This window comes from Rhodococcus cerastii (assembly GCF_033042195.1).
GTDB lineage: Bacteria > Actinomycetota > Actinomycetes > Mycobacteriales > Mycobacteriaceae > Rhodococcoides.
This window is the reverse complement of sequence record NZ_JAWLKF010000009.1, coordinates 56,791-80,103: the sequence shown is the minus strand read 5'-3', so window position 1 is coordinate 80,103 and position 23,313 is coordinate 56,791. Positions and strand designations below refer to the sequence as shown.

Annotated in this window: 22 protein-coding genes and 2 pseudogenes; 13 read left to right on the top strand and 11 right to left on the bottom strand. The window is 64.4% G+C overall.

The genetic code is table 11. The features are described 5' to 3' along the window. Nucleotides 1-43 precede the first annotated feature (43 nt). Both R3P93_RS16520 and R3P93_RS16515 read right to left on the bottom strand, forming a co-directional pair. Entirely contained in the window at nt 44-1,429 is a 1,386-nt protein-coding gene (locus tag R3P93_RS16520) for a GntP family permease (protein WP_317533485.1), read from the bottom strand. Nucleotides 1,430-1,519: 90 nt separating this feature from the next. Continuing rightward, entirely contained in the window at nt 1,520-2,533 is a 1,014-nt protein-coding gene (locus tag R3P93_RS16515) for a Bug family tripartite tricarboxylate transporter substrate binding protein (RefSeq protein WP_262498490.1), read from the bottom strand. Between the two features lie 109 nt (nt 2,534-2,642). Here R3P93_RS16515 and R3P93_RS16510 point away from each other — a divergent pair, with 109 nt between their 5' ends. Beyond that, complete coding sequence (locus tag R3P93_RS16510; RefSeq protein ID WP_094640494.1) at nt 2,643-3,347, top strand: M50 family metallopeptidase; 705 nt, start codon at nt 2,643-2,645, stop codon at nt 3,345-3,347. Nucleotides 3,348-3,372: 25 nt separating this feature from the next. On the opposite strand, the gene R3P93_RS16505 is transcribed toward R3P93_RS16510, so the two are convergent. Next, nucleotides 3,373-3,843: a YdeI/OmpD-associated family protein gene (locus R3P93_RS16505; protein ID WP_317533484.1), complete on the bottom strand. Its 471-nt coding sequence runs from the start codon at nt 3,841-3,843 to the stop codon at nt 3,373-3,375. A 130-nt stretch (nt 3,844-3,973) separates the two neighbouring features. Between R3P93_RS16505 and R3P93_RS16500 the strand changes: the two genes are divergently transcribed. Together R3P93_RS16500 and R3P93_RS16495 are read left to right on the top strand one after the other, a co-directional pair. Then, entirely contained in the window at nt 3,974-4,936 is a 963-nt protein-coding gene (locus R3P93_RS16500; protein ID WP_317533483.1) for an SMI1/KNR4 family protein, read from the top strand. 40 nt (nt 4,937-4,976) lie between these two features. Beyond that, nucleotides 4,977-5,585 (top strand): YdeI/OmpD-associated family protein, encoded by a 609-nt coding sequence (locus R3P93_RS16495; protein ID WP_317533482.1) that lies wholly within the window; start codon nt 4,977-4,979, stop codon nt 5,583-5,585. A 7-nt stretch (nt 5,586-5,592) separates the two neighbouring features. Here the strand turns inward: R3P93_RS16495 and R3P93_RS16490 are convergent, their stop codons facing one another. Beyond that, nucleotides 5,593-6,171: a TetR/AcrR family transcriptional regulator gene (locus R3P93_RS16490; protein WP_317533481.1), complete on the bottom strand. Its 579-nt coding sequence runs from the start codon at nt 6,169-6,171 to the stop codon at nt 5,593-5,595. Nucleotides 6,172-6,227: 56 nt separating this feature from the next. On the opposite strand from R3P93_RS16490, the gene heR reads away from it, so the two are divergent. Both heR and R3P93_RS16480 read left to right on the top strand, forming a co-directional pair. After that, nucleotides 6,228-7,010 (top strand): heliorhodopsin HeR, encoded by a 783-nt coding sequence (gene heR / locus R3P93_RS16485; protein WP_317533480.1) that lies wholly within the window; start codon nt 6,228-6,230, stop codon nt 7,008-7,010. Beyond that, nucleotides 7,007-7,792, top strand: coding sequence for an SDR family oxidoreductase (locus R3P93_RS16480; protein WP_317533479.1), 786 nt, complete (start codon nt 7,007-7,009; stop codon nt 7,790-7,792). Before heR ends, R3P93_RS16480 begins: the two co-directional genes overlap by 4 nt. Here R3P93_RS16480 and R3P93_RS16475 read toward each other — a convergent pair. Then, nucleotides 7,789-9,192 (bottom strand): GntP family permease, encoded by a 1,404-nt coding sequence (locus R3P93_RS16475; protein ID WP_317533478.1) that lies wholly within the window; start codon nt 9,190-9,192, stop codon nt 7,789-7,791. The two genes, R3P93_RS16480 and R3P93_RS16475, sit on opposite strands and share 4 nt — an antisense overlap. A gap of 116 nt (nt 9,193-9,308) precedes the next feature. Here R3P93_RS16475 and R3P93_RS16470 point away from each other — a divergent pair, with 116 nt between their 5' ends. The 5 genes from R3P93_RS16470 to R3P93_RS16450 all read left to right on the top strand — a co-directional run bounded on the left by R3P93_RS16470 (nt 9,309) and on the right by R3P93_RS16450 (nt 13,696). Beyond that, on the top strand, nt 9,309-10,274 hold the full coding sequence (locus tag R3P93_RS16470) for a lysophospholipid acyltransferase family protein (protein WP_149406912.1): 966 nt from the start codon (nt 9,309-9,311) through the stop codon (nt 10,272-10,274). A gap of 96 nt (nt 10,275-10,370) precedes the next feature. Then, nucleotides 10,371-11,366 carry an ABC transporter ATP-binding protein gene (locus R3P93_RS16465; protein ID WP_317533477.1) on the top strand — a complete coding sequence of 332 codons (996 nt, stop codon included), beginning with the start codon at nt 10,371-10,373 and terminating at the stop codon, nt 11,364-11,366. Further along, on the top strand, nt 11,363-12,118 hold the full coding sequence (locus R3P93_RS16460) for an ABC transporter permease (protein WP_317533476.1): 756 nt from the start codon (nt 11,363-11,365) through the stop codon (nt 12,116-12,118). The genes R3P93_RS16465 and R3P93_RS16460 overlap by 4 nt, the downstream gene beginning before the upstream one ends. Nucleotides 12,119-12,133: 15 nt before the next feature. Beyond that, nucleotides 12,134-12,871, top strand: coding sequence for a lysophospholipid acyltransferase family protein (locus R3P93_RS16455; RefSeq protein ID WP_149406915.1), 738 nt, complete (start codon nt 12,134-12,136; stop codon nt 12,869-12,871). Between the two features lie 66 nt (nt 12,872-12,937). Continuing rightward, entirely contained in the window at nt 12,938-13,696 is a 759-nt protein-coding gene (locus R3P93_RS16450; RefSeq protein ID WP_032396725.1) for an SDR family oxidoreductase, read from the top strand. Nucleotides 13,697-13,775: 79 nt separating this feature from the next. Here R3P93_RS16450 and R3P93_RS16445 read toward each other — a convergent pair. The 5 genes and pseudogenes from R3P93_RS16445 to R3P93_RS16425 all read right to left on the bottom strand — a co-directional run bounded on the left by R3P93_RS16445 (nt 13,776) and on the right by R3P93_RS16425 (nt 18,478). Next, nucleotides 13,776-14,703 (bottom strand): annotated as a pseudogene (locus R3P93_RS16445) (SDR family oxidoreductase). A 55-nt stretch (nt 14,704-14,758) separates the two neighbouring features. Next, nucleotides 14,759-15,553 (bottom strand): SDR family NAD(P)-dependent oxidoreductase, encoded by a 795-nt coding sequence (locus tag R3P93_RS16440; RefSeq protein WP_149406916.1) that lies wholly within the window; start codon nt 15,551-15,553, stop codon nt 14,759-14,761. A gap of 118 nt (nt 15,554-15,671) precedes the next feature. Continuing rightward, complete coding sequence (locus R3P93_RS16435) at nt 15,672-16,520, bottom strand: 3-hydroxybutyryl-CoA dehydrogenase (RefSeq protein ID WP_317533528.1); 849 nt, start codon at nt 16,518-16,520, stop codon at nt 15,672-15,674. 5 nt (nt 16,521-16,525) lie between these two features. Further along, nucleotides 16,526-17,683: an acyl-CoA dehydrogenase gene (locus tag R3P93_RS16430; protein ID WP_068048956.1), complete on the bottom strand. Its 1,158-nt coding sequence runs from the start codon at nt 17,681-17,683 to the stop codon at nt 16,526-16,528. A 147-nt stretch (nt 17,684-17,830) separates the two neighbouring features. Further along, entirely contained in the window at nt 17,831-18,478 is a 648-nt protein-coding gene (locus tag R3P93_RS16425; RefSeq protein ID WP_317533475.1) for a TetR family transcriptional regulator, read from the bottom strand. 116 nt (nt 18,479-18,594) lie between these two features. Between R3P93_RS16425 and R3P93_RS16420 the strand changes: the two genes are divergently transcribed. The 3 genes and pseudogenes from R3P93_RS16420 to R3P93_RS16410 all read left to right on the top strand — a co-directional run bounded on the left by R3P93_RS16420 (nt 18,595) and on the right by R3P93_RS16410 (nt 22,197). Further along, nucleotides 18,595-18,939 carry an ArsR/SmtB family transcription factor gene (locus R3P93_RS16420; RefSeq protein ID WP_149406920.1) on the top strand — a complete coding sequence of 115 codons (345 nt, stop codon included), beginning with the start codon at nt 18,595-18,597 and terminating at the stop codon, nt 18,937-18,939. A gap of 108 nt (nt 18,940-19,047) precedes the next feature. Next, nucleotides 19,048-20,745, top strand: coding sequence for a SulP family inorganic anion transporter (locus R3P93_RS16415; protein WP_317533474.1), 1,698 nt, complete (start codon nt 19,048-19,050; stop codon nt 20,743-20,745). Nucleotides 20,746-20,785: 40 nt separating this feature from the next. After that, nucleotides 20,786-22,197: pseudogene (locus R3P93_RS16410) on the top strand (xylulokinase). A 42-nt stretch (nt 22,198-22,239) separates the two neighbouring features. Here the strand turns inward: R3P93_RS16410 and R3P93_RS16405 are convergent. After that, nucleotides 22,240-23,313, bottom strand: coding sequence for an SDR family oxidoreductase (locus R3P93_RS16405; RefSeq protein ID WP_149406923.1), 1,074 nt, complete (start codon nt 23,311-23,313; stop codon nt 22,240-22,242).

The window sequence follows — 23,313 nt, the reverse complement described above, 5'->3', positions numbered from 1 at the left end:
CTCATGATGCCTGCAACCCCCTCCGACCGTGTCGAGTACGGAGTCAGATCGACGCCAGGACGTACACGACCGACGACAAGGCGAACCCGACGAGCGAGATCAGGGTCTTGATGACACTCCACGTCTTGAACGTCGTCGGGACGTCCATACCCAGAAGCTTGCCGATGAGCCAGAAGCTGGCGTCGTTGACATGGGGGAAGATCGACGACCCTGCAGCGAGGGCGAGAATCATCGCGACCGTCTGTACCGGGTTCAGCCCCGCTGCCATGATCGAAGCACCGAGGAGCCCGGCCGACGTGGTGATGGCCACGGTGGCAGTGCCGAGGGCGATGCGCAGGATGGCTGCGACGGCGAAGGTGGAGACGATGAGCGGAAGGCCCAGGTCGCGAAGCGTCTCGGCGAGGGCGTCACCGATGCCGCTGGCGAGCAACACCGCGCCGAACATCCCGCCGGCCCCGGTGATGAGTACGACGGGAGCAATCGGCTTGAGCGCGTTGTCGAGCAGATCTTCCACGAACGTGGCCGTGCGGCCGCGACGAAGTGCGAGCACGTAGATCGAGACCATGACCGTGATGAGCAGGGCAACGGGTGTGGATCCGATGACCTGCGGGACGGTGACCAGCGGCGAGTTCTCGTCGAGGCTGCCGGTTCTGGCCGCTGTTGTGAGCGCCGTGTTGGCGAAGATGAGCAGCAGCGGAAGCATGAGCAGCGCGATGATCACACCCGGCTTGGGAGGGTTCTCCACCGTCTCCACCTGCGGGCCACCGCTCAGCAGATCCGGCACCGGGAGATAGATCCGCTTGCCGATGAAGGTGCCGTACAGATGCCCGGCGATGAACCAGGTGGGCACTGCCACGAGAATGCCGATCAGGATCGTCAGTCCGACGTCGCCGCCCAACAGGATGGTCGATGCGACGGCACCTGGGTGCGGCGGCAGAAACACGTGCATGGTCGACAGTGCCGCTGCAGCGGGCAGGGCGTACAGCAGGACGCTTCCACCGAGCCGCCGAGCCACGCCGAAGATGATGGGGAGCATCACCATGAAAGCGGCGTCGAAGAAGATCGGGAACCCGAACAGCAGCGACGCGACTCCCAGCGCGAACGGGGCGCGTTTGTCGCCGAACTTCCGGACGAGCGCACTGGACAGCGCCTGTGCTCCACCGCTGATCTCGGCGAGCCGGCCGAACATGGCACCCAATCCCACGAGAAGCGCAACTTCACCGAGGGTGGTACCGAATCCGTCGATCAGTACGTCCTGGATCTCCGAGATCGGAATGCGCGCAGCGAAAGCCGTTCCGAGAGAGACGATCACGAGTGCCAGAAGCGGATGTACCTTCAGCTTGATGATCATCAGCAGTAGTACCGCGATGGCGATACCGGCGATCGACAGCAGCGCCGTTGTGGAAAGGGTTTGGACCCATTCGTCCACGAGATGTCCTTCCGTGATTCGATCAGCGCACGGCGAAACCTCGCAGTGCACTGTTGGACGCCGACCTCGATCGGCAGTTCGGGGTGGTTGTTACCGGGTGATGCCGAATTCGGCCAAGGTGGTTCTTACTCGAATATCCTCTGTCGCAATGAATTCCGAGAACTCATCCCCAGTGAGGAACGAGTCGGTCCAACCGCGCAGAGGCATCGCGGCCTGCCATTCGTCCGTGTCGCGCATACGGGTCAGCGCGTCGACCAAGCCGTTCCGGGCCGAGTCCGAAATGCCGGGTGGAGCTACGAATCCGCGCCAATTGGTGAATTCGAGCGGGATCCCGGACTCGGTGAGTGTCGGGGCGTCGTACGCGGCGGTGACACCGCGGGACCGTGCGTCGGGCGGCTTCGATACTGCGAGGATGCGAAGCGAACCATTGTCGACTTGATCGATGTACTCACCCGCGCCTGCCACGCCCACGTCCACAGTGCCGTCGAGTACTGCCGCGAGGAGATCACCGGCACCGTCGAACGTCACCAGGTTCAGGGCCTCGGTGTCGATGTCGGCTGCACGGGCCAACTCCACGGTGAACAGGTGATCGGGCCCGCCCAACGCAGAGCCCACGCCGACGACCACCTGCTGCGGTCCGCGACGCCAGGCGTCGAGGAAGCCATTCAACGACGGCATCGGTGAGCCCGATCGAACGACGAGAGCCTCCGGTTCGTCCACCAGCCGTGCAAGTGCGGTGGCGTCCGACAGTCCCCAAGGTGCCTCGGCCACCTGCGCGACTCCGACAACACCCACCCCGACCATGCCGATCAACGCACTGTTGCCGGTCTCACGAACGAGCCTGGCCAGCGCGACGGAACCGCCACCGCCGATGACGTTGAACTTCTCGATGGGCCCGGTCAAGCCGTGCTTCTCGAGAATGCGCGACGCGGTTCTGGCAGTCACGTCGTAACCGCCGCCCGGAGTGTTGGGAATGAGCATCCGTAGATCCGACGGAGTCGTCGACCGACCGAAGCCGGTACACCCGGCCGAGAATGCCATCGGCAACGTCGCCAGGCACGCCAGCGCGCGCCGTCGCGTCATCGAGCTCGGTGGATTCGTCATCGTGCTTTCATCTTGACCCACGGCCGTGACCGCCGTCACCCATAGGTAACCAATGATCACAAAGTTCTTTGTGGTCCTGCGGTGCTTCGGCGTTGCCGCATACTGGGGTGTGAACGAATTCTGGGACCGCATTTCCGCGGTGAGTCCTGATCCGCCGGTGTGGATCGTCCAAGTTGCCGCGCTGGCCGCTCTTGTCATCGTGGTACTGCCGCAGACCTGGCGCATCGCTCGCAATGTCGTGACCATCGCGCACGAGGGCGCGCACCTGTTCGTTGCGCTGATCACCGGCCGACAGCTGATGGGCCTGCGACTGCACTCCGACACCTCGGGCGTCGCGATCTCGAAGGGCAAGCCCACCGGCCTCGGCGTCATCGCGATGACCTTCGCCGGCTACGTAGGGCCGTCGCTGCTCGGTCTCGGTGCCGCGTTCGTGCTCGGAACCCAGCATGCAGTCGCGGTGTTGTGGATCGGCGTCGTGTCGATTGCGTTGATGCTGTTGATGATTCGCAACATCTACGGGCTGCTCTCGCTCGTCGTCGTCGGCGCTGCCCTGTTCGTCGTGTCCTGGTGGGGCACCGGAGAGCAACAGGTCGCTGCGGCGTACTTCATCACGTTCTTCCTGCTGATCGCCGGTCCGCGTCCCGTTCTCGAACTGCAGAAATCACGCAGCGCAGGACGGGCCAGGGATTCCGACGCCGATCAGCTGGCTCGGTTGACCTTCCTCCCCGGCATCGTCTGGGTCGGCCTGTTCCTGCTCGTCACCGTCGGCTCACTGGCATTGGGGGCGTGGCGAATTCTGATGCCGGTGCAGTGACGGGAAGCCGGGTGGTCCTACCGGTCTACGAATTGTCGGTCAACATCCTCACCAGTCGGGCCACCCGATCTGCGCGGGTCTGCTCGCGCGCCGCGTTGTCGATCGGCATCAACAATTGGCGCCGTTCGCTGGCGCGCTTGCGCTCCCAGGCCGCTGTGCACTGTGCGTTCTCCATTGCCTCCTCGAGGTCTTTCGGAACCGGCACCAGATCGGGGTCGGCCGGCTCGAATTCGCACGACAACAGATCACCGATGTTGACGCCCAATCGGCGCTGAAGGCCCGCACCGACATAGACGAAGGACCCGGGCATCACATCTGCATCAGCCTTGTTCAGTCCCAAGTTGAGGCTGAGGCCGTCGATCGAACCGTCGATCCGGCGCGTCGGCCATCGCTTCGCGGCCTCGACCAATTCTGCCGGGACTCGGACGATGGCATACGTGTTCTTGCCCCACGTCAACGGTTCGAGCACTCCGTCGAATCGAATGCGATCACTCACGATTACCTCGCATCGTAGACACACCGCTGAGGGAAAATTCGCCCACGATCGCAGCATAAACGAACGATCTCTGCGGAATGGAGACTCGCATCGAACCCCCTTGCAGATCGAGAACCATTAGATTCGAGTCGTGAACCTCTCCGAGGTATGGACCGCATACATGGCGATGCTTCGTGAACGTGCGCCCGTCACCGCCGCCTCGATTCGGCCCCCACGGACATTGGATGAGCGAGAGGCCGCGGAACGTGAGACCACGCCGTGGACGTCGGAACTGCGAGAGTTCTACGGACTGCACGACGGGCAGCACGAAACCTACGGCGAGGACTACGTTCCGGTCGGCTCGGTGTTGCCGGACTTCACTCTCTGCTCGCTCGACCGAGCTGTGGATCGGCACCGGTTCAGTCTCGAAAATCTGCATCCGATCGACGATCTGGGTGAGGACTGGCCGGCCGAAGTGCTTGCTCAGGAGGCAGGTGAGACGGCCGAGATGTTCGTCCCGGCATATGTTCCCATCGCCGAAGACGGTTCAGGCAGCACACTTTACGTCGACACGCGCCCGGGTGCTCGGCAAGGCTGTATCCGCAGTTTCTCGTACGATTCCGCAGACCAAGGCGCGCCCTGGTTCAACTCGCTGACCGAGTACATCGCAGCGGTGCACCGCAGCGTCGAGACCGGATCGGCGATCTACGACGACGTGACGCCCACGTTCGTGGAGGGCGTGCTCCATTGGCGTGACCCCGCGTTATCGGAGGGATCGATGGCATACGCGGCTACTCTGCCAGTCGTTCGAGTGCCATTCCCGCTCATCGATTTTCGACCATCGCAGCTCTCGGACGACGACGATCTGATCGATCTGGATCACGTGCGCCGCACCGTCATCGAGACCGCTCGGAGGCTGCATCCGCAGGCCATGGTCGAGGACGCCCGAGCGGTATATCGGCAGGTGCCGCGCGTGCGCGGTGCCAACATGAATTGGTGGGTGTCGATGGATGGATCGGAGGTGGTCTACACCGCGATCGTCACCGGAGAAGATCACGACGTCGTCGTCCTGGAGCTTCCATCCGGGGGATGCGTCTTCGAAGTGGACGAGTGAGACGGGCGCTGGCCTGATCCCGACGAACGAAGGGATACGCATGGCCGTCATGGACGACGCACCGAGAGTGCATGCCGAGACACGTGCGCAGTGGCGCAAGTGGTTGTCCGCCCATCACGGAGCTGCGGAATCGGCGTGGCTGGTGTCGTGGAAGAAGGCCACTGGAAAACCGGCGATCAGCTACGACGCCGCCGTCGCGGAAGCGCTCGCGGTGGGCTGGGTGGACAGTCGACCCCGCAAGCTGGACGACGAGCGAACCATGTTGTATTTCTCGCCCCGCAAACCCGCGAGCGCGTGGTCCCGTCCGAACAAGATCCGTATCGAGGCCCTTCGCGAAGCAGGCCTGATGCTTCCGGCGGGAGAGCGCGCCGTCCAGGCTGCCGTGGCCAACGGAGCATGGACCGTTCTCGACGAGGTCGAGGATCTGATTGTTCCCGAGGACCTGGCCGCCGCCTTCGCCGAACACGTTGATGCGGAAAATAATTGGAACCAGTTTCCGCCGTCCGCGCGTCGCGGGATTCTGGAGTGGATCGTGACCGCCAAGCGGCCCGAGACCCGAGCCTCTCGAGTGCACGAGACTGCTCGGCTCGCTTCGATCGGCGAGCGCGCAGCTCGATGGCAACCCAAGCGGGACCGACAGCCGGGGTAGCCGACCGTCACACGCGAAGCGATCCTCGAAAGATGATGTCCAGCAATCGGCGTCGCGCCTCGGTAGGCGATAGCTGTTCCTCCAGCACGTGAGAGGTCATCGAGGTGATCCCCGCGATGACAAGCCCGGCCAGCATCTCGACATCCACATCGGCCCGAAGACGTCCTTGCCTGCCCAGAACCGACAGCAGCCCGTGTACGTCTGCGCGGAACCGTTCGATGTGTCCGGTGACGGCCTGCGGCGGCGATCCCAGTGCGGCCGCCGTGAGCAGGGCCCTCGTCGGGGATTCGACGAAATAGTTCAACTGCAGGTCGATGTAGTCACCCAGCACCGTCATCGGATCCGACCCTGCGCCCCGGTCCAACACGTCCTGAAGCCGCGCCTCGACGCGCACCACTTCCTGCTCGACCCAGGCTTCCAGAATCCGAGGCACGTCCGGAAAGTAGCTGTACAGAGTAGGTCGGGACACCTTCGCACGCGCGGCTACTGCGGACATCGTCATGCGCCCGGTCCCCTGCTGGCCGGCCAATTCGATCGCGGCGAGCATGATCCGTTGGCGAGCGGACAGCTCTTCGTCCGTCTTCACAGCGTTCTCCCCACCACTCCTTGTCAGCAGCCTTACAACCTGTAAGGCTATCGGTCATGGCACGCACTCCGCACCCGGCCGTCGCGACCGAGCATCCTCTGTCTCCGGACAGGCTGAGGCGACTCCGCATCTGGAACCTCTCGCTGTCCGCGCTGCACGCTGTTCAGGCCATCGCGGTGCTCGTCATCGCATCCGACTTCGCCATCGATGTGACCACCGCCTACCCCGCGGGACCGCCGGGAACGGTGGTTCCGCAAGCGCAGGAAGCGTTCGCGGTTCCCATCGGTATCGCCGTCGCCGTCTTCCTCGCACTGGCGGCGGTGGATCACTTCGTCACCGGGGTTCCACTACGAAAGTCATACGAACGCAACCTCTCTCGCGGTATCAACCCGTTTCGATGGCTCGAGTACAGCGCCAGCGCCACGATCATGGTGGTCCTTATCGCCCTGTACGCCGGCATCACGCAGATCAGCGCGCTGATCGCGATCGTGGGTGCCAACGTCGCGATGATCCTGTTCGGTTGGCTCCAGGAGCGCTTCAACCCACCTGGACAGCGACCGGACCTCACCGCGTTCTGGTTCGGCTGTGTCGCCGGTGCCGCACCCTGGGTAGCGATCACCGTGAACCTCGTCGGTGCCTCGGAAGTTCCCGGGTTCGTCTACGGAATCTTCTTCTCGCTGTTCGTCTTCTTCATGAGCTTCGCGGCCAACCAATGGCTGCAGTACCGAAGGATCGGGCCGTGGCGGGACTACGCATTCGGCGAGTTCGTCTACCTCGTACTCAGCCTCGCCGCGAAATCTGCTCTGGCCTGGCAGATCGTTGCCGGGTCGCTCGCATGATCGGACGCGGAAGGTCACACCCGGGGTCCTTCGACGACGACGTGGTTCTCATCACCGGCGCGACATCGGGCATCGGTGCCGGACTCGCCACCCGGTTCCACGCTCGTGGGGCCCACGTCGTCGTCACCGGTCGCGACAGCGTGCGCCCGAGTGTGATGGCCGCGGAGCACCCCGGCATGACGCCGATCGTCATGGACGTCTGCGACCCGGAATCCGTGGGCCGCGCGATAGCGGAGATCGCCGGTTCGATTCCGCATCTGACGACTCTGATCAACAATGCCGGAGTCCAACGCCCACTGGACTTCTCGGCGCACGAGCAGCCGGAGAGTGTCGACATCGCCGACGAGATCGCCACCAATTTCACCGGCCTCGTGAACGTCACCTCGGCAGCGCTGCCCCTCCTGCGCCGTGCTCCTCGCGCGAGGGTGGTGCACGTGGGCTCCGGCCTCGGTTTCGTTCCGCTCACCGGCGCTCCCGTGTACTCCGCGACCAAGGCAGCCGTGCATTCGTTCACCGTCAGTCTTCGGCATCAACTGCGCCGAACCACCGTTCAGGTCGTCGAACTCGTCCCGCCGATAGTCGACACACCGTTGCACCGCAGCATGGACAGCGCGCCGCCGATGGCGATGCCGTTGGAGAAGTTCCTCGACAAGACGATGGCCGGACTCGACAGAGGCCGCGACGAGATCGCCATCGGACTGGGCCGAGTGTCGATCATCGGGTCGAGGCTTGCCCCGTCGGTCTTGCTCGGACTCGTCAATCGAGGCAGTCCACCCCGCTAGAACACCACCCACAGCAGTGATGCCAGGGCGAAGATCGCCAGTCCCAGTGTCGTTTCCATGACGGTCCAGGTCTTGAGGGTCGTCTTCTCGTCCATGCCGAAGAAGCGGCTGACGAGCCAGAAGCCGGAGTCGTTGACGTGGGAGAGCACGGTGGCTCCAGCGGCCAGGGCGAACACCAACAGCGCGATCTTGAAGTTGCTCAGATCCAATTCGGCCACCTGCACCGAGATCAGTCCTGCGGTCGTGGTGAGCGCGACGGTGGCCGAGCCCTGCGCGACGCGTAGCGCGGTGGCGATCAGGAAGGCCTGCAGCAGAATCGGCAGTCCGATATCGGACAACGAGGAGGTGAGCGACTGCCCGATGCCACTGGCTCGCAGCACTCCACCGAACATGCCGCCGGCACCGGTGATCAGGATGATCGAGCAGATGGGCCCGAGGGCCTGATCCATGTACTTGGCACCGTCGGCCACCGGGAAGCGCCCCGGCGCGAGGATGAACAGAGCCAGCAGCAGCGTGATGAGCAGCGCGATCGGTGTCTGACCGATGAGCGTCAGCGCTGCGGCCCAGGTCTCGTCTCCGGTCAGCACACCCGACGTGGTCAGTGTGTTGACGACGGTGTTGAGAGAGATCAACACCAGAGGCGTCAGCAGAATGAACAGCACCGCACCGAACTTCGGAGCCGGATCGCGCAGCGCGGCCATTTCCTTGTCGTGCTCTTCGGAGCCGGCAGCGCCGTCGGAGAAGAGATCTGCAGGCAAGGTGTGGAACCGCTTGCCGAGCTGGGTACCGACGAGGTACGAGCCGACGAACCAGGAGACGACGGCAACGGGAACGCCGACGAGCAGTACCGATCCGATGTCGCCGCCGAGGAGTTCGGTGGCAGCGACCGGACCGGGGTGCGGAGGAACGATGGCGTGCATCGCGGCAAATGCGCCTGCGGTCGGGAGGGCATACAGCAGCACCGATCCGCCGAAACGTTTGGCGACGGTGAAGATGATCGGCAGGAAGACGACGAGGCCCGCGTCGAAGAAGATGGGGAAGCCGAAGATGAGTGCGGCGACACCGAGCGCCAGAGGTGCGCGTTTGGCCCCGAATCGGTTGATCAGGGTATCGGCCAATACCTGTGCACCACCGGTGATTTCGAGCAGTCTGCCGACCATCACGCCGAGCGCGACGAGCAGCGCCACCGAGCCGAGCGTGGAACTGAAGCCCGAGAGCAGGGCCGACGGCACGTCCGCCAGCGGGATCCCGGCCGCGACGGCAGTGACCGCGCTGACCAGGACCAGGGAGACGAAGGCGTGCAGTTTCACCTTCATGATGAGGAAAAGCAGGATTGCAACGGCTGCGGCGGCGATCAGCAGCAGAGCTGTCGTTCCGTATGCCGGTTCGATCGGATCCATCGGTATACCTCGTTCGCTCGGCTCGAATTCTGACCATAACGGACACTCGGGACGTCGCGCGGGGTTACGAGCGCTGGTTGTGAGTCGGCTTCGGACGGGTGGAGTACGGTGCGGGTATGAGTGATGGGGATCACGTACTGGGTGGGGACGGCTCCGAAGAACCGACGAAGGAGCAGCTGCGCGAGCAAGCGCAGCGGTACGCCGCGGCAGCGCGCCTGAAGATGAAAGAGCGTCGGGAGAAGTCGTCCGGGGGCCTCGGAGCGGTGGTTGCCGAACGCGCAGGCGGCTGGGACCTCGACGATCAGAACACCGTGGCGATGGACCGGCAGCAGCGACTCTGGAACGGGGTGATGGACCGCTACTTCCGGATGGAGATCGACGGTTGGGAGACCATCCCGGAGTCTCCGGTGCTCGTCGTCGGCGTGCATTCGGGTGCGCCGTTCGTCTGGGACGCGTGGACCGTCGGCGCTCAGTGGTGGCGGCACTTCGGTGAAAGACGCATTCTGCACGGCACCGCGCACGATGCCTTGATGGCGTTCCCGTTGATCGGAAAAGTCTTTCGATCCATGGGGGTGCTTCCCGCGGCACCGGACTCGATGTCGACGGCACTGGCCGAGGGCCGAGACGTCATCGTGTGGCCGGGCGGCGAGGTCGATTCATTGCGGCCCTGGAGCAAACGGGACGAGGCGACCCTCGGTGGCCGAACCGGCTTCATCAAGCTCGCCATTCGGATGGGTGTTCCCATCGTGCCGGTGGCGACGGTGGGTGGGGCAGACGCGATGCCGGTGCTCATTCGCGGCGACAAGCTGTCGAAAGCGTTGAAGCTGGACAAGATTGCGCGGTTGAAGGTCTTTCCGATCGCGATCTCGCTGCCGTGGATCATTGCGCCCGCGGCGTTACCGCAGATTCCGTTGCCCGCGAAGATTCGCACTCGTTTCATGCCGCCGGTCGAACTGGACCACGATCCGGCGCGGTGCGAGGACGAGGCGTACGTCGACGCCAAGTACGACGAGGTGCGCGCGAGCATTCAGTCCGGGATGGATGCCCTGGCCCGCAAACGAAAGTTCCCCGTCTTCGGTTGATCGACCGCCGCAGTGGCATCGCGGACCGAAGCTGACCGCGATCGTTTCTAATGTCTCCGTCGTAGGGATTCACCGCTACGACGAGGGGCGTCACAGATGATCGAAACTTCGGGATTGACCAAGACTTTTCAGCAAGGCAAGAAGACCGTCGAGGCGGTGCGCGGCATCGATCTGACGATCGGTGAGGGAGAGTTGGTGGCTCTGCTCGGCCCCAACGGGGCAGGCAAGTCGACCACTCTGCGGATGCTGACCACGTTGCTGGCACCGACGTCGGGATCGGCCCGCATCGCCGGATTCGACGTGGGCGAAGATCGGGACCGAGTGCGCCGCAGCCTCGGCTACGTGGGACAGGGCAACGGTGCGGGCCACAATCAGCGCGTCCGGGACGAGCTGGTGGTGCAAGGGCAGTGCTACGGCATGACGCGTCGCCGATCAGGCAGTCGCGCAGACGAATTGATCGAGGCACTCGAACTCGGCGAGCTCGCGACTCGTACCGTGTCGACGCTGTCCGGCGGGCAGCGTCGACGACTCGACATCGCACTGGGTCTGGTGCATCGGCCGCCGTTGCTGTTTCTCGACGAACCGACCACGGGCATGGACCCGCAGAGCCGGGCGAATCTGTGGGACCACATTCTTCGGCTGAGGCGAGAGATGGGCACCACCATCGTGCTCACCACGCACTATCTCGACGAGGCCGATTCGATGGCCGAGCGGGTGATCGTCGTCGATCGCGGCACCGTCATCGCCGACGACACCGCCGCCGCACTGAAATCGGAACTGGCAGGTGATCTGATCGTCCTCACCGTGTCCGACGCGTCGGCGCTGGCTGCGCTTCTCGGCGGTGTTGCCGGTGTCAGAGACGTGACGGTGGCGGGTTCGCGTCTGAACATCCGGGTCGAGCGGGCCGAGGTGGTTCTTCCGGATCTCCTGCGGCTGAGCGAGTCTCATGGCATCAGGGTGCTGACGGCGGATACGACGCGACCGACCCTCGACGACGTGTTCCTCGGCCTCACCGGGCGCAGTCTTCGTGAGAGCACCGCGACGGATTCCGCATCTCTCGAAACCGCAGGCACGGCAGGAGAACTCCGATGAACGTTCTGTCGGGAAGCACATTGGTGATGGGCCGCGAACTGCGGCCGATGGTCCGCGATCCGTTCACGGTGATCTTCAGTCTCATCCAACCGTTGATCCTGCTCGCACTGTTCGGCCCACTGCTCACCGAGGTGCCCGGCCTCGGGGACGGAAGCGTCTGGGACTGGTTCGTTCCGGGGGTCCTCGCGATGATCACCATTTTCGGAACCTCCATGACGGGCTCGAATTTGTTGGCGGAGCTGCAGCAGGGGTCTCACGAACGGATGTTGGTGACCCCCTTGCCGCGATCGGCGCTGCTCGTCGGGCGCGCGTTCAAGGAAATGGTCCCGCTGGCTGCGCAGGCCGTCTTGATCATCCTGGTCGCCTTACCGCTCGGCCTGTCCGTGAATCCGGTCGGTGCCGCCGTGGGCATCGTGTTGCTCGGCGTGTTCGGTGTCGGTCTGGGCGCGTTGTCCTACACGCTGGCTTTGGCTGTGCGCGGCCAGGATTGGGTGTTCTGGTCGATACAGCAGACTCTGATGTTCCCGCTGCTCATCCTGTCGGGCACGATGCTGCCGCTGACGGCCGCACCGGGGTGGATGCAGTTCCTGGTGAACATCAACCCGCTCGGGTACCTGGTCGATGCCGAACGTGCACTGTTCGCGGGCGACTTCACAAGTTCGACGGTGACGGCCGGTGTCTTCGCGGCCGTGGCTACCGCTGCGGTCGGACTTACCGTCGGGATCCGGGCTATGGGTTCCTCGCGGGTGTGAGGCTAAGCTCGGCTCATGGATCGGCCTGCGGTAATTCTCGAAAACGATGTGACCGTGTACGACTTCTATCTGCGTCATCAGCAGAATCGTCAGGTCGCGAGGTTGGCTTATGCCACCCTGGCCAGGCGATTCCGCCCGAGGGTGTCGTATCCCGACGGTGCCCGTGAGGAGTTGCGTCGTCTCGTCTACGACAACACGCGTCTGCTCATCGCGGTCAATCATCTGACCGAGAACGATCCGTACACCCTCGCAGCGGCGGCATGGGCGTCGCCGCTGCGTCCGGTCATCGGTCGCACCCGGGTGCTGGCCAAGGACGAGCTGTTCCAGGAACCCAAGCAGCGCAAGCGAATCGACATGATGGGCGGTATCCCCGTCTTCCGCGGCAAGAATCACGGCATGCGGGCCGTCAGCGCCGCGGGCAACCGCATGATGGACGTCAGTGCCGAGCGAATGAAGCGAGGCGACGATCTTGCGGTGTTCCCCGAGGGGACCTGCAATCTCGAGGATCCGACGACGGTGCAGCACGTCGGCAGCGGTATCGGCCACATCGCGATGCGGGCGCGCAAGCTCGGGGTCGAGCCGGTGCTGATCTGTATCGGTCTGAGCTACGGTCCCGGTGCGCCGAAGGTGAAGCAGGCGAGCGTCTACATCGACACGCCCATCACCGATTTGCCCGAGAAGCCGATCGACTTCACCCGGGTGGTGGCAGAGGGAATGCAGAAGGCACTCGACGGAGCGGTGGCTGCGTACTGATCGCATTGTCGGTGTTGATAGAAACAGAGGACAGTTATCGAGTTCGGCGTCGTAAGGGAGATATTCGTGAGTGATCAGATCAAGACGGCCATTGTCACCGGTAGTGCACGGGGAATCGGTGCTGCGGTAGCCAAGCGGCTGGCCAAGGACGGTTTCGGAGTTGCCGTGGTCGACCTCGACGAGGCCGCGTGCAGCGACACCGTCGGCGCGATTCAGGCGGCAGGCGGGCAGGCAGTGGCCATCGGTGCCAACGTTGCCGACGAGGAATCGGTGCAGACCGCCGTCGATCGCATTGCCAGCGAATTCGGTGCGCCGACCGTACTGATCAACAACGCGGGCATCACTCGCGACAACCTGCTGTTCAAGATGACGGTGCAGGACTGGGATTCCGTGCTCGGCGTCCACCTGCGCGGATCGTTCCTGATGACCCGCGCGGTCCAGAAGCACATGATCGACGCCAAGTGGGGCCGCATCGTCAACCTGTCGAGTACGTCTGCTCTCGGCAACCGCGGACAGGCCAACTACTCCGCAGCCAAGGCCGGCATGCAGGGCTTCACCAAGACCCTCGCCATCGAGCTCGGCAAGTTCGGCGTCACCGCCAACGCCATCGCCCCGGGATTCATCGAGACCGAGATGACGGCAGCCACCGCAGAACGCGTCGGCATGCCGTTCGAGGACTTCAAAGCCGCTGCTGCGTCGCAGATTCCGGTCAATCGCGTCGGACATCCCGATGACATCGCGCACCTGGCGTCGTTCTTCGTCAGCGAGGGTGCCGGCTTCATCTCGGGTCAGGTCGTCTACGCCGCCGGTGGGCCCAAGGACTGACCTCTCCTGAACGCGTGAATGGACCATTCACCAGCCCAGACGGGTGTGAATGGTCCATTCACTCAATACGGGTGACGATCTACGGCGTCGGCATACCACCGTTGACGTTCAGTGTGTCGCCGGTGACGTAACCCGATTCGGCCGACGACAGATAGATGTACGCGCCGGCGATCTCGGCGGGCTGTCCTGCGCGTCCGAGCGGTGTTTCCTTGCCGAATTCCGGCAGTGCCGACGTCGGCTGGCCGCCGGCTGCCTGCAGTGGTGTCCAGAACGGTCCCGGCGCAACGACATTGACGCGGATTCCCTTCGGTGCCAACTGCTGTGCGAGGGCCTTGCTGATGGTGTTGATGGCCATCTTCGTGGTCGCGTAGTCCACCAGTCCGGGTGACGGTGTGTATGCCTGGATCGAGCTGGTGTTGACGATGGTGGAGCCGGCGGGCATGTGCGGCACCGCTTCCTGGATGATCCAGAACAGTGCGTAGACGTTGGTTTTGAACGTCTTCGACGAACTGCTGCTTACCTGCGACGTTGATCAGCAGGTCGAGGCCACCGAGCTCGTCGACGGCAGTGCGCACGATGCCGCGCGCGGCCTGCTCGTCGGTGAGATCTGCCGGTGCCAGGACTGCGGTGCGGCCGGCATCGCGGATCAACTGCGCAACCTCCTGCGCGTCCTTCTCTTCTGCCGGTAGGTAATTGAGAACCACGTCGGCACCCTCGCGTGCGATGGCAATGGCTGCTGCTCGTCCGATTCCGGAATCGGCACCGGTGATCAAGGCCTTGCGGCCGGTGAGGCGTCCGGATCCACGGTATGTCTGCTCACCGTGGTCGGCGAGGGGCTGAAGATCTGCGGCCAGGCCGGGCGGATCCTGGTGCTGCTCCGGGAAGCCGTCCTGGCGGTACTGCGTGACGGGGTTGGTGAAGGTGTACTGATCGCTCACTGTGGAATCGTCTCCGAATACGGTGAAATGCGTGAAGAACCTCTGCTTGATTCCGTGTATCTCACGCATGCCCCGAAGCGGTCGGCCACAAACTGTGACCGACCGGACCGGCCCTACGAAAAACTCAGGGCAGTATCGCATCGACGTAGCCGCCGTCGACGCGTAGAGCGCCACCGGTGGTCGCAGAGGCCTGCTCGGAGCTCAAGTAGACGATCATGTTGCCGATCTCCCTCGGCTCGATCAGGCGTCCGATGAGCGATTGTGGCCTGTGCTCCTTCATGAACTGCGCCTGCGCCTCGTCCCAGGGGAGGTCGTCGCCGACGAGCTCGCCGACGAACTTCTCGACGCCCTCGGTGTGGGTGGGGCCCACGATCACGGAATTGACCGTGACTCCGCTTCCTGCAGCAGCTTTCGCGAATCCACGGGTCACTGCGAGCAGGGCGGTCTTCGTCATTCCGTAGTGGATCATCTCCTCGGGAATCACGACCGCGGAATCGCTGCAGATATTCTGGATTCGGCCCCAGCCCGCCTCGGTCATCGCCGGCAGATACGTGCGGATCAGCCGGATTGCCGAGAGCACGTTCACCTCGAAATAGCGTCGCCATTCGTCGTCGTCGATGTCGAGAGCGGGTTTGGCTCCGAAGATGCCGAGGTTGTTCACCAGAATGTCGACCACCGGCACCTTCGCCAGCAACGTCTCGACTCCGTCGGCCGTCGCGAGATCGGCAGCGACGACGATCACCCGCGCACCGGGCACTGCCGTCAGCAACTGTTCCTCGGCCGAATCCAGCGCCGACTCGCTGCGGCCGTTGAGGACCACGCGCGCACCGGCGCGGGCCAATTCGGTGGCAATCGCCAATCCGATGCCCTGACTGGAGCCGGAAATCAAAGCGGTGCGGCCGTCGAGATCGATGTTCATGAAGCCTCCCAGAGTTGTGGAACGACTCCAGTGTGCGCCTTTCGAAGACGTGAATGGTCCATTCACCGGCCCTGACGGGGGTGAATGGACCATTCACGCAGAAGGGGGCGGGGGACTACTACGAATACGAGTAGAAACCCTTACCGGTTTTGCGACCCAGCATTCCGGCGTCCACCATGCGCTGCAGGAGCGGCGGCGGCGCGTAGTGCGGTTCGCGGAACTCCGCGTACAGCGACTCTGCGACCGCGAGGGTGACGTCGAGGCCGACGGTGTCGGTCAGACGCAACGGTCCCATGGGGTGTGCGCAACCGTTGACCATGCCCTCGTCGATGTCCTCGGCGCTGGCGAAGCCGGACTCGAGCATGCGGATGGCCGAGACCATGTACGGGATGAGCAGTGCGTTGACGATGAATCCGGCTCGATCACCGGCGCGAATCGTCTTCTTGCCCAGCGTGTTTCCGGCGTAGTCCGTCACCGCTGCGACGGTTTCCTCGCTGGTCAGCAGGCTGACGACGATTTCCACCAACGGCAGTACCGGCACCGGGTTGAAGAAGTGCACGCCGACGACCTTGTCGGGACGCTTCGTCGCGTTGGCCATCTTGATGACCGGGATCGACGAGGTGTTCGTGGCCAGGATTCCCTCGGGCTTGACGATGGAATCGAGCTTGCCGAACAGGTCCAGCTTGAGCGACTCGATCTCCGGTGCTGCCTCGACCACGAGATCGCGGTCCGCGAAATCGCCGATCTCGAGTGTCAACGTGATTGCAGCGCGGGCCTTCTCGGCTGCGTCGGCTTCGATGCGACCGGATTTGACGGCGCGAGCGAAGGACTTGTCGAGGCGAGCTTCTGCGGCGTCGGCCGTCGCCTGGCTCGTCTCCAGGATCAGTACGGAACTGCCGGAGCGAGCACACATTTCGGCGATGCCGGCACCCATGGTGCCGCCGCCGATGACGCCGACGAGGTTGATGTCGCTCATTTGAGCAGCGCCCGCGACATGACGACACGCTGAATCTGGTTGGTGCCCTCGTAGATCTGGGTGATCTTCGCGTCACGCATCATGCGCTCGACCGGGAAGTCGGTGGTGTAGCCGGCACCGCCGAAGAGCTGCACGGCGTCGGTGGTGACCTCCATGGCCACGTCCGAGGCGAAGCACTTGGCAGCCGCGGAGATGAACCCGAGGTTCTTCTCGCCGCGCTCGGCGCGGGCTGCGGAGCTGTAGACCATCAGGCGGGCGGCTTCGACCTTCATCGCCATGTCGGCGAGCATGAACTGCACTGCCTGGAAGCTCGAGATCGAGGTGCCGAACTGCTTGCGGTCCTTGGTGTATGCGATGGCCGCGTCGAGGGCACCCTGTGCCAGGCCGACGGCCTGTGCGCCGATGGTGGGGCGCGTGTGGTCGAGTGTTTCCAGCGCGGTCTTGAAGCCGGTACCGGGCTCGCCGATGATGCGATCGCCGGGAATCTTGCAGTTCTCGAAGTACAGCTCGGCGGTGGGCGAACCCTTGATGCCGAGCTTCTTCTCCTTGGGGCCGACGACGAATCCCTCGTCGTCCTTGTGCACGATGAACGAGGAAATGCCGTTGGCACCCTTGTCGGGATCGGTCACGGCCATGACGGTGTACCAATCGGACTTGCCGCCGTTGGTGATCCAACACTTGGAGCCGTTGAGGATCCAGTCGTCACCATCGGCCTTGGCGCGGGTGCGCATGCTCGCCGCGTCGGATCCCGCTTCGCGCTCGGACAGGGCGTACGACGCCATCGCACCACCGGCGAGGGATGGCAGAACCTGCTTCTTGAGTTCCTCGGAACCCTTGAGGATCAGGCCCATCGTGCCGAGCTTGTTGACCGCGGGGATCAGCGAGGACGAGCCGCAGACGCGTGCGACCTCTTCGATGACGATGCAGGCAGCGACGGAATCGGCACCCTGGCCGTCGTATTCCTCGGGAACGTGGATGGCGTTGAAGCCGGAAGCGTTGAGCGCTTTGAGTGCTTCCTCGGGAAAGCGGGAGTCCTCGTCGACCTCTTTGGCGTACGGAGCGATCTCCTTCTCCGAGAGCGCCCGAATGGCTGCGCGCAGTTCGTTGTGCTCGTCGGGCGATTGGTACAGATCGAAGTCGGGATTTCCGGCCATGTCGGCCACGCTCCTCGGTGTGTCGGGGGTGGCACTGCCCACGGAGGGCACTCAGTGCCAAGGATTGCCCCAGTGTACGTCTGAATTCGGCTCTGTTCAAGACCGGGTCTCCGGCATCCGGCACTCAGTGCCATCGCGTCGGGTACGTCAGGTGCTTGTGTGATCGGCCAAGGCGTCGACGACTTTGCTGACGGACGTGCCCCGGGGGAACGACGCGACGACGATCTCACCGAAGAACTGCGCGCGCACTTGCGCGAGTGCCGAACGCAGATCCTCCACGGACGTCGGGAGGCCGTCGCGGATCATCCGACGAAGGATGTAGTTGTGCGTCGCGGTCACCGTGGCCGAGAACTGCAGGATCTCGAGGTGAGGGTGATCGGGCAGAACACGCTGCAGATAGTCGACGAAGAGTCTGTCGTAGCGAAACACGGTGACGATTTCTCGATCGCGCAGTGCGGGGATCTTGTGCACCACCTGGTAGCGCAGGCGCGACATGTCCTGCCAGTCGGAAAACCGCTCGTACACCAACTGCGCGGCGTCGCACACGGCCCGCCAGGGATCGCCCTCGTTCGCTTCCAGGAATGCGTCGGCCTGCTCGAGCAGTATTTCGTGATCGGCGAAGACGACGTCTTCCTTGGCGCGGAACTGACGAAAGAATGTCCGACGCGAGATGCCTGCGGCACCGGCGATGTCGTCCACCGTCGTCGACTCGTAGCCCTTGACGGAGAACAGGTCGAGGGCCGCCGTGGCCACGGTGAGCCTGAAGTCGGTGGATTCTTCGGGGTCTCCGCGCATGGGAGTGAAGGTAGCCGAGTTTCGGGACGGGCAGGGAGGTCGTCCACTTCGGTCTGTTGATTGCTAGTGTTCGCAAGTAGCCTGCTGCGCGGTGGCGGGTGCCACGGGAGGACTTCATGGCCACGGATTCGAGCCGGCCGCTCTACAGAATGAAAGCCGATTTCTTCAAGACGTTGGCGCATCCCGCGCGTATTCGCGTGCTGGAGTTGTTGAGCGAGCGTGAGCACGCCGTGTCCGAGATGCTTCCGGAAATCGGCATCGAGCCGGCCAATCTGTCTCAGCAGTTGTCCATCCTGCGGCGCGCCGGTCTCATCGAAGGCACGCGGGAAGGCCTGTCGGTGTCCTACACATTGACGTCGCCGAAGGTGGCCGACCTGTTGGTCGTCGCGCGGGAAATACTCACGGGAGTGGTGGCCAACCAGGCCGAGCTGCTGGACGGCGAGTCCGGAGCACGTACCTGACTCGACGGCCCGAGATGGTCTGGCTCACGTCCCTGTTCACCTGATTCATTACTTGCTAAACTTAGCAAGTAGATCGATCAGGATCGATGACTTCTCAGAAAGCGTCACATGTCCGAACCGACGAAACCTTCCCGCACGACCGACGCCGTCAGGGCTGTGACCGCGCTGCTGCCCAGGTGGAGCGAGTGGAAACCGGCCTTCCGCGCACCCGGCGCGGATCTGCTGGCCGGGCTGATCGTGGCCCTGGTCGCGTTGCCTCTGGCACTCGGCTTCGGCGTCAGCACCGGGCTGGGTGCGGCGGCGGGTCTGACCACGGCGATCATCGCGGGAGTCGTCGCCGCGGTGTTCGGCGGATCGAGATTTCAGGTGTCCGGGCCGACCGGCGCCATGACGGTGGTGCTCGTGCCGATCGTCGCCGAGTACGGGCCGACCGGAGTGCTCGCCGTCGGGCTGATGGCCGGAATCATTCTGCTGGCGCTCGCCGGTGCAGGCGTCGGACGAGCCGTCCGGTACATGCCGGCACCCGTCATCGAGGGGTTCACCGCAGGTATCGCCGTCGTCATTGCGCTGCAACAGGTTCCGTCGGCCCTGGGTATCACCGACGCCGAGGGCGAGAAGGTGTGGCAGTCCGCGTTCGACGCGGTGCGCTCGTTCGTCTCGAATGCGAGCGTTCTGACGCCCACCGTGGCCGTCACGGTCGCGATCGTCATGCTGGTCGGCGGCCGCTTGGCTCCGAAAATCCCGTTCTCCCTGGTTGCGGTCGCCGGAGCAACGGTGGTCACTCAGTTGTTCGACCTCGACATCGCCCGCATCGGCACCATTCCGTCGTCGTTGTCCGCCCCGAGCCTGAGCTTCTTCCACCTCGGTGACGTGACGGCGTTGTTGGCACCGGCGTTCGCCGTCGCCGCGCTGGCTGCACTGGAATCGCTGCTGTCCGCGACCGCGGCGGACTCGATGGGCGTCGGCCCGCGGCACAATCCCGATCGTGAGCTGTTCGGGCAGGGACTGGCCAACATCGCCGCGCCGTTGTTCGGCGGGATCCCCGCCACCGGTGCCATCGCCCGTACTGCCGTCAACGTTCGGTCCGGAGCGCGCACCAGGCTCGCCGCGCTCACCCATGCGGTGATCCTCGCCGCCATCATGTATTCCGCCGCGGGCTTGGTGGCCGACATTCCCCTCGCGGCTCTGGCCGGGGTGCTCCTGGCGACGACCGTGCGAATGGTCGAAACAGCCTCCATCCGAGCAATTTCCCGCGCCGGTCGCGGCGACACCGTGGTGATGGCGTCGACCTTTCTCGTCACGGTTCTGTTCGATCTGGTGACGGCTGTGGCGGTCGGCGTCGGGTTCGCTGCGGTGCTGGCACTGCGCGCCGTCGCGCGATCGGCCACGGTCGAGCAGGTACCGCTCGATGCACTCGACGCGGTCTCGAAGGAAGAAGAAGGCCTGCTGCGCGAACACATCGTCGCCTACCGGATCGACGGTGCACTGTTCTTCGGAGCTGCGCACAGCTTCCTGCTCGAGCTCGCCGACGTGTCGGACGTGAAAGTGGTGATCCTGCGCATGTCGCGAGTGACCACCATCGATGCCACCGGAGCTCTGGTCCTCAAGGACACGATCACCGAACTCGAACATCGCCGCATCACCGTCCTCATCTCCGCAGCCAAACCCGAACACCTGCGTCCGCTGACGGCGCTGGGCGTGTTCACCACCAAGGACGACGAAGCGCGCCGTGTTTTCGAGACCACGCCGCAGGCCATCGCCTACGCGCGCACGTTGGTGACCGAGGCAACCGCGCCTCGCGGGTAGGGTCGTAGATCACACTTGCGTAGGAAAGGACCCGCTCACCGTGGCTCTCGTTGCCGGAATCGACTCCTCCACCCAATCGTGCAAAGTCTTCGTTCGTGACGCCGAGTCGGGGGAGTTGGTCCGCCAGGGGCGAGCCGCCCATCCCGACGGTACCGAGATCGACCCGCAGCGATGGAAAGATGCGCTCGACGAGGCTATCGCTGCCGCGGGCGGACTCGACGACGTGGACGCGGTGTCGGTGGGCGCGCAGCAGCACGGCATGGTCTGCCTCGACGACAACGGATCCGTGGTCCGTAAAGCCCTGCTGTGGAACGACACTCGATCGGCGCAGGCCGCGACGGACCTGGTGTCCGAGTTGGGCGAAAAGAAGGCACCGACGGCGGGCAGGCCTGGGCCGACGCCGTCGGAGTGGTTCCGTTGGCTTCGATCACCGTCGCCAAGTTGCGATGGCTCGCCGACCACGAGCCCGAGAACGCCGATCGCACTGCGGCGGTGTGCCTTCCGCACGATTGGCTGAGCTGGCAGCTCGGCGGGGCATCAGGGCTCGACGCTCTGGCCACCGATCGAGGCGACGCCAGTGGCACCGGATACTTCTCCGCGGCCACTGGCGAATATCGAACGGATCTGCTGCAGTTCGGTTTTCGGGGTCGTAACCCACTGCTGCCCCGCGTGGCTGCGCCGAACGAGGCGATAGGCCGCACGTCGGGTGGGGCACTGATCGGGCCGGGGACCGGAGACAATGCCGCGGCAGCCCTCGCCCTCGACGCTCAGCCCGGCGATGTGGTGGTCTCGATCGGCACGTCGGGTGTCGTATCTGCCGTGACCTCGGTTGCGGCCGCAGACGGTTCGGGTCTGGTCGCCGGATTCGCCGACGCCACCGGCCGGCAGTTGCCGTTGGTGTGCACTCTCAACGCTGCTCGCGTCCTCGATGCGACAGCGCGGATGCTGGGCGTCGATCACGACGAGTTGTCGCGGTTGGCGCTGTCGACGACGAGCGACGGTGTGGTGATGGTGCCGTACTTCGAGGGCGAGCGCACTCCCAACCGTCCCGATGCATCCGGTGCAATTCACGGTCTGCGACTGAACAATTCGACGCCGGGCCACCTCGCGCGAGCGGCCGTCGAGGGACTGCTGTGCGGTTTGGCCGACGGTATCGACCATCTGCGTTCGCAGGGGGTCGAGACGAAGCGGGTGCTGCTCATCGGCGGCGGTGCGAAGTCTGCGGCATTGCGCGAGTTGGCCCCGGCCATTCTCGGCGTTCCGGTGATCGTGCCCGAGCCGGGTGAATACGTCGCCGACGGTGCCGCGCGCCAGGCGGCGTGGACACTGGCCGGGACCAGCGAGCCGCCGACCTGGGCGCAGGCAAAGTCGAAGACATACGAGGCCGACCCGACCCCGGCGGTGCGGGAGCGCTACGCCGAGTATGCGGCTGCGCCGCAGTGGCGTGGTTGAGTGCCGCAGAGGGCACTTAACCGCACCACTGCGCGTAGCGCACTAGGGAATCAGACGCGCATCTCGGTATCGCTGAATCACCGAGGCAATGGCATCCGGGGTGGATCGGAAGCCGAGGAAACCGGCCTTCTTCGACTTGTTCATGTCGGTCAGGCATTCCATGTCGCGGCCGAGGTCACCGTCGGTGTGCCACCACGACGCCAGGCGGGAGACATCGCTTTCGACCAGATCGTGCTTCTCGGCGATGCGCTTCCACGTTGCGGCCGCGTCGGACATGCGGGATTCGAGCGGACGCGGCTCGCTGTCGTAGCCCTCGGGCTCGACGCCGAAGTGCGCGGCGAACTGCGGCCACAGCCAGCGCCAGCGGAAGACGTCACCGTTGGCGATGTTGAACGCCTCGTTGTGCGCGTTGTCATCGGTCGCAGCCCACACCATCTGCTCGGCGAGCAGGTCCGCGTCGGTGAGGTCGGTGAGCCCGTTCCACTGGGTCTCGGAACCGGGGAAGACGAACTTCTCGCCCAGCTCCTTGCAGATCGACGCGTACACGGACAGCGTCAACATCATGTTCATCGCGTTGCCGACCGCGAATCCCGAGATGGTGTGCGCGCGGTGCACGCTCCATCCGAATCCGAACTTCTCGGCACCGGCGAACAATTCGTCTTCCTGCGCGTAGTAGAAGTTCGGGGTGTCGAGGCGATCCTCGGTCTCGTGGAACGGCGTCTCGGCCATCACTGCCTCGCCGTAGGCGTCGAACGGCCCGAGGTAGTGCTTGAGGCCGGTCATCAACGCGACGTGCTTCACCGAGTCGAGGGGGCCGAGCACGTTCAGCACGTTGCGTAGCGTCGCCGAGTTGACCTCGATGTTCTCCTGCTCGGAGTCCTTCTTCATCCATGCGGTGAAGAACACGACCTCGGGGCGCAGGTCCGTCAGCGCCTCCTCGAGCGAGGCCGGGTCGAGCAGATCGGCGGCCACACCGATGACGCCGTCGACCGGAGTGCTGCCACTACGGCTGAGTCCGTACGTGTCCCAGCCTGCGTCGAGAGCAACGCGGCACAAGGCTTGTCCGGAGATGCCGGTGGCACCGACGATCAAGGCGCGGGTGTTGTTCGTAGTCAT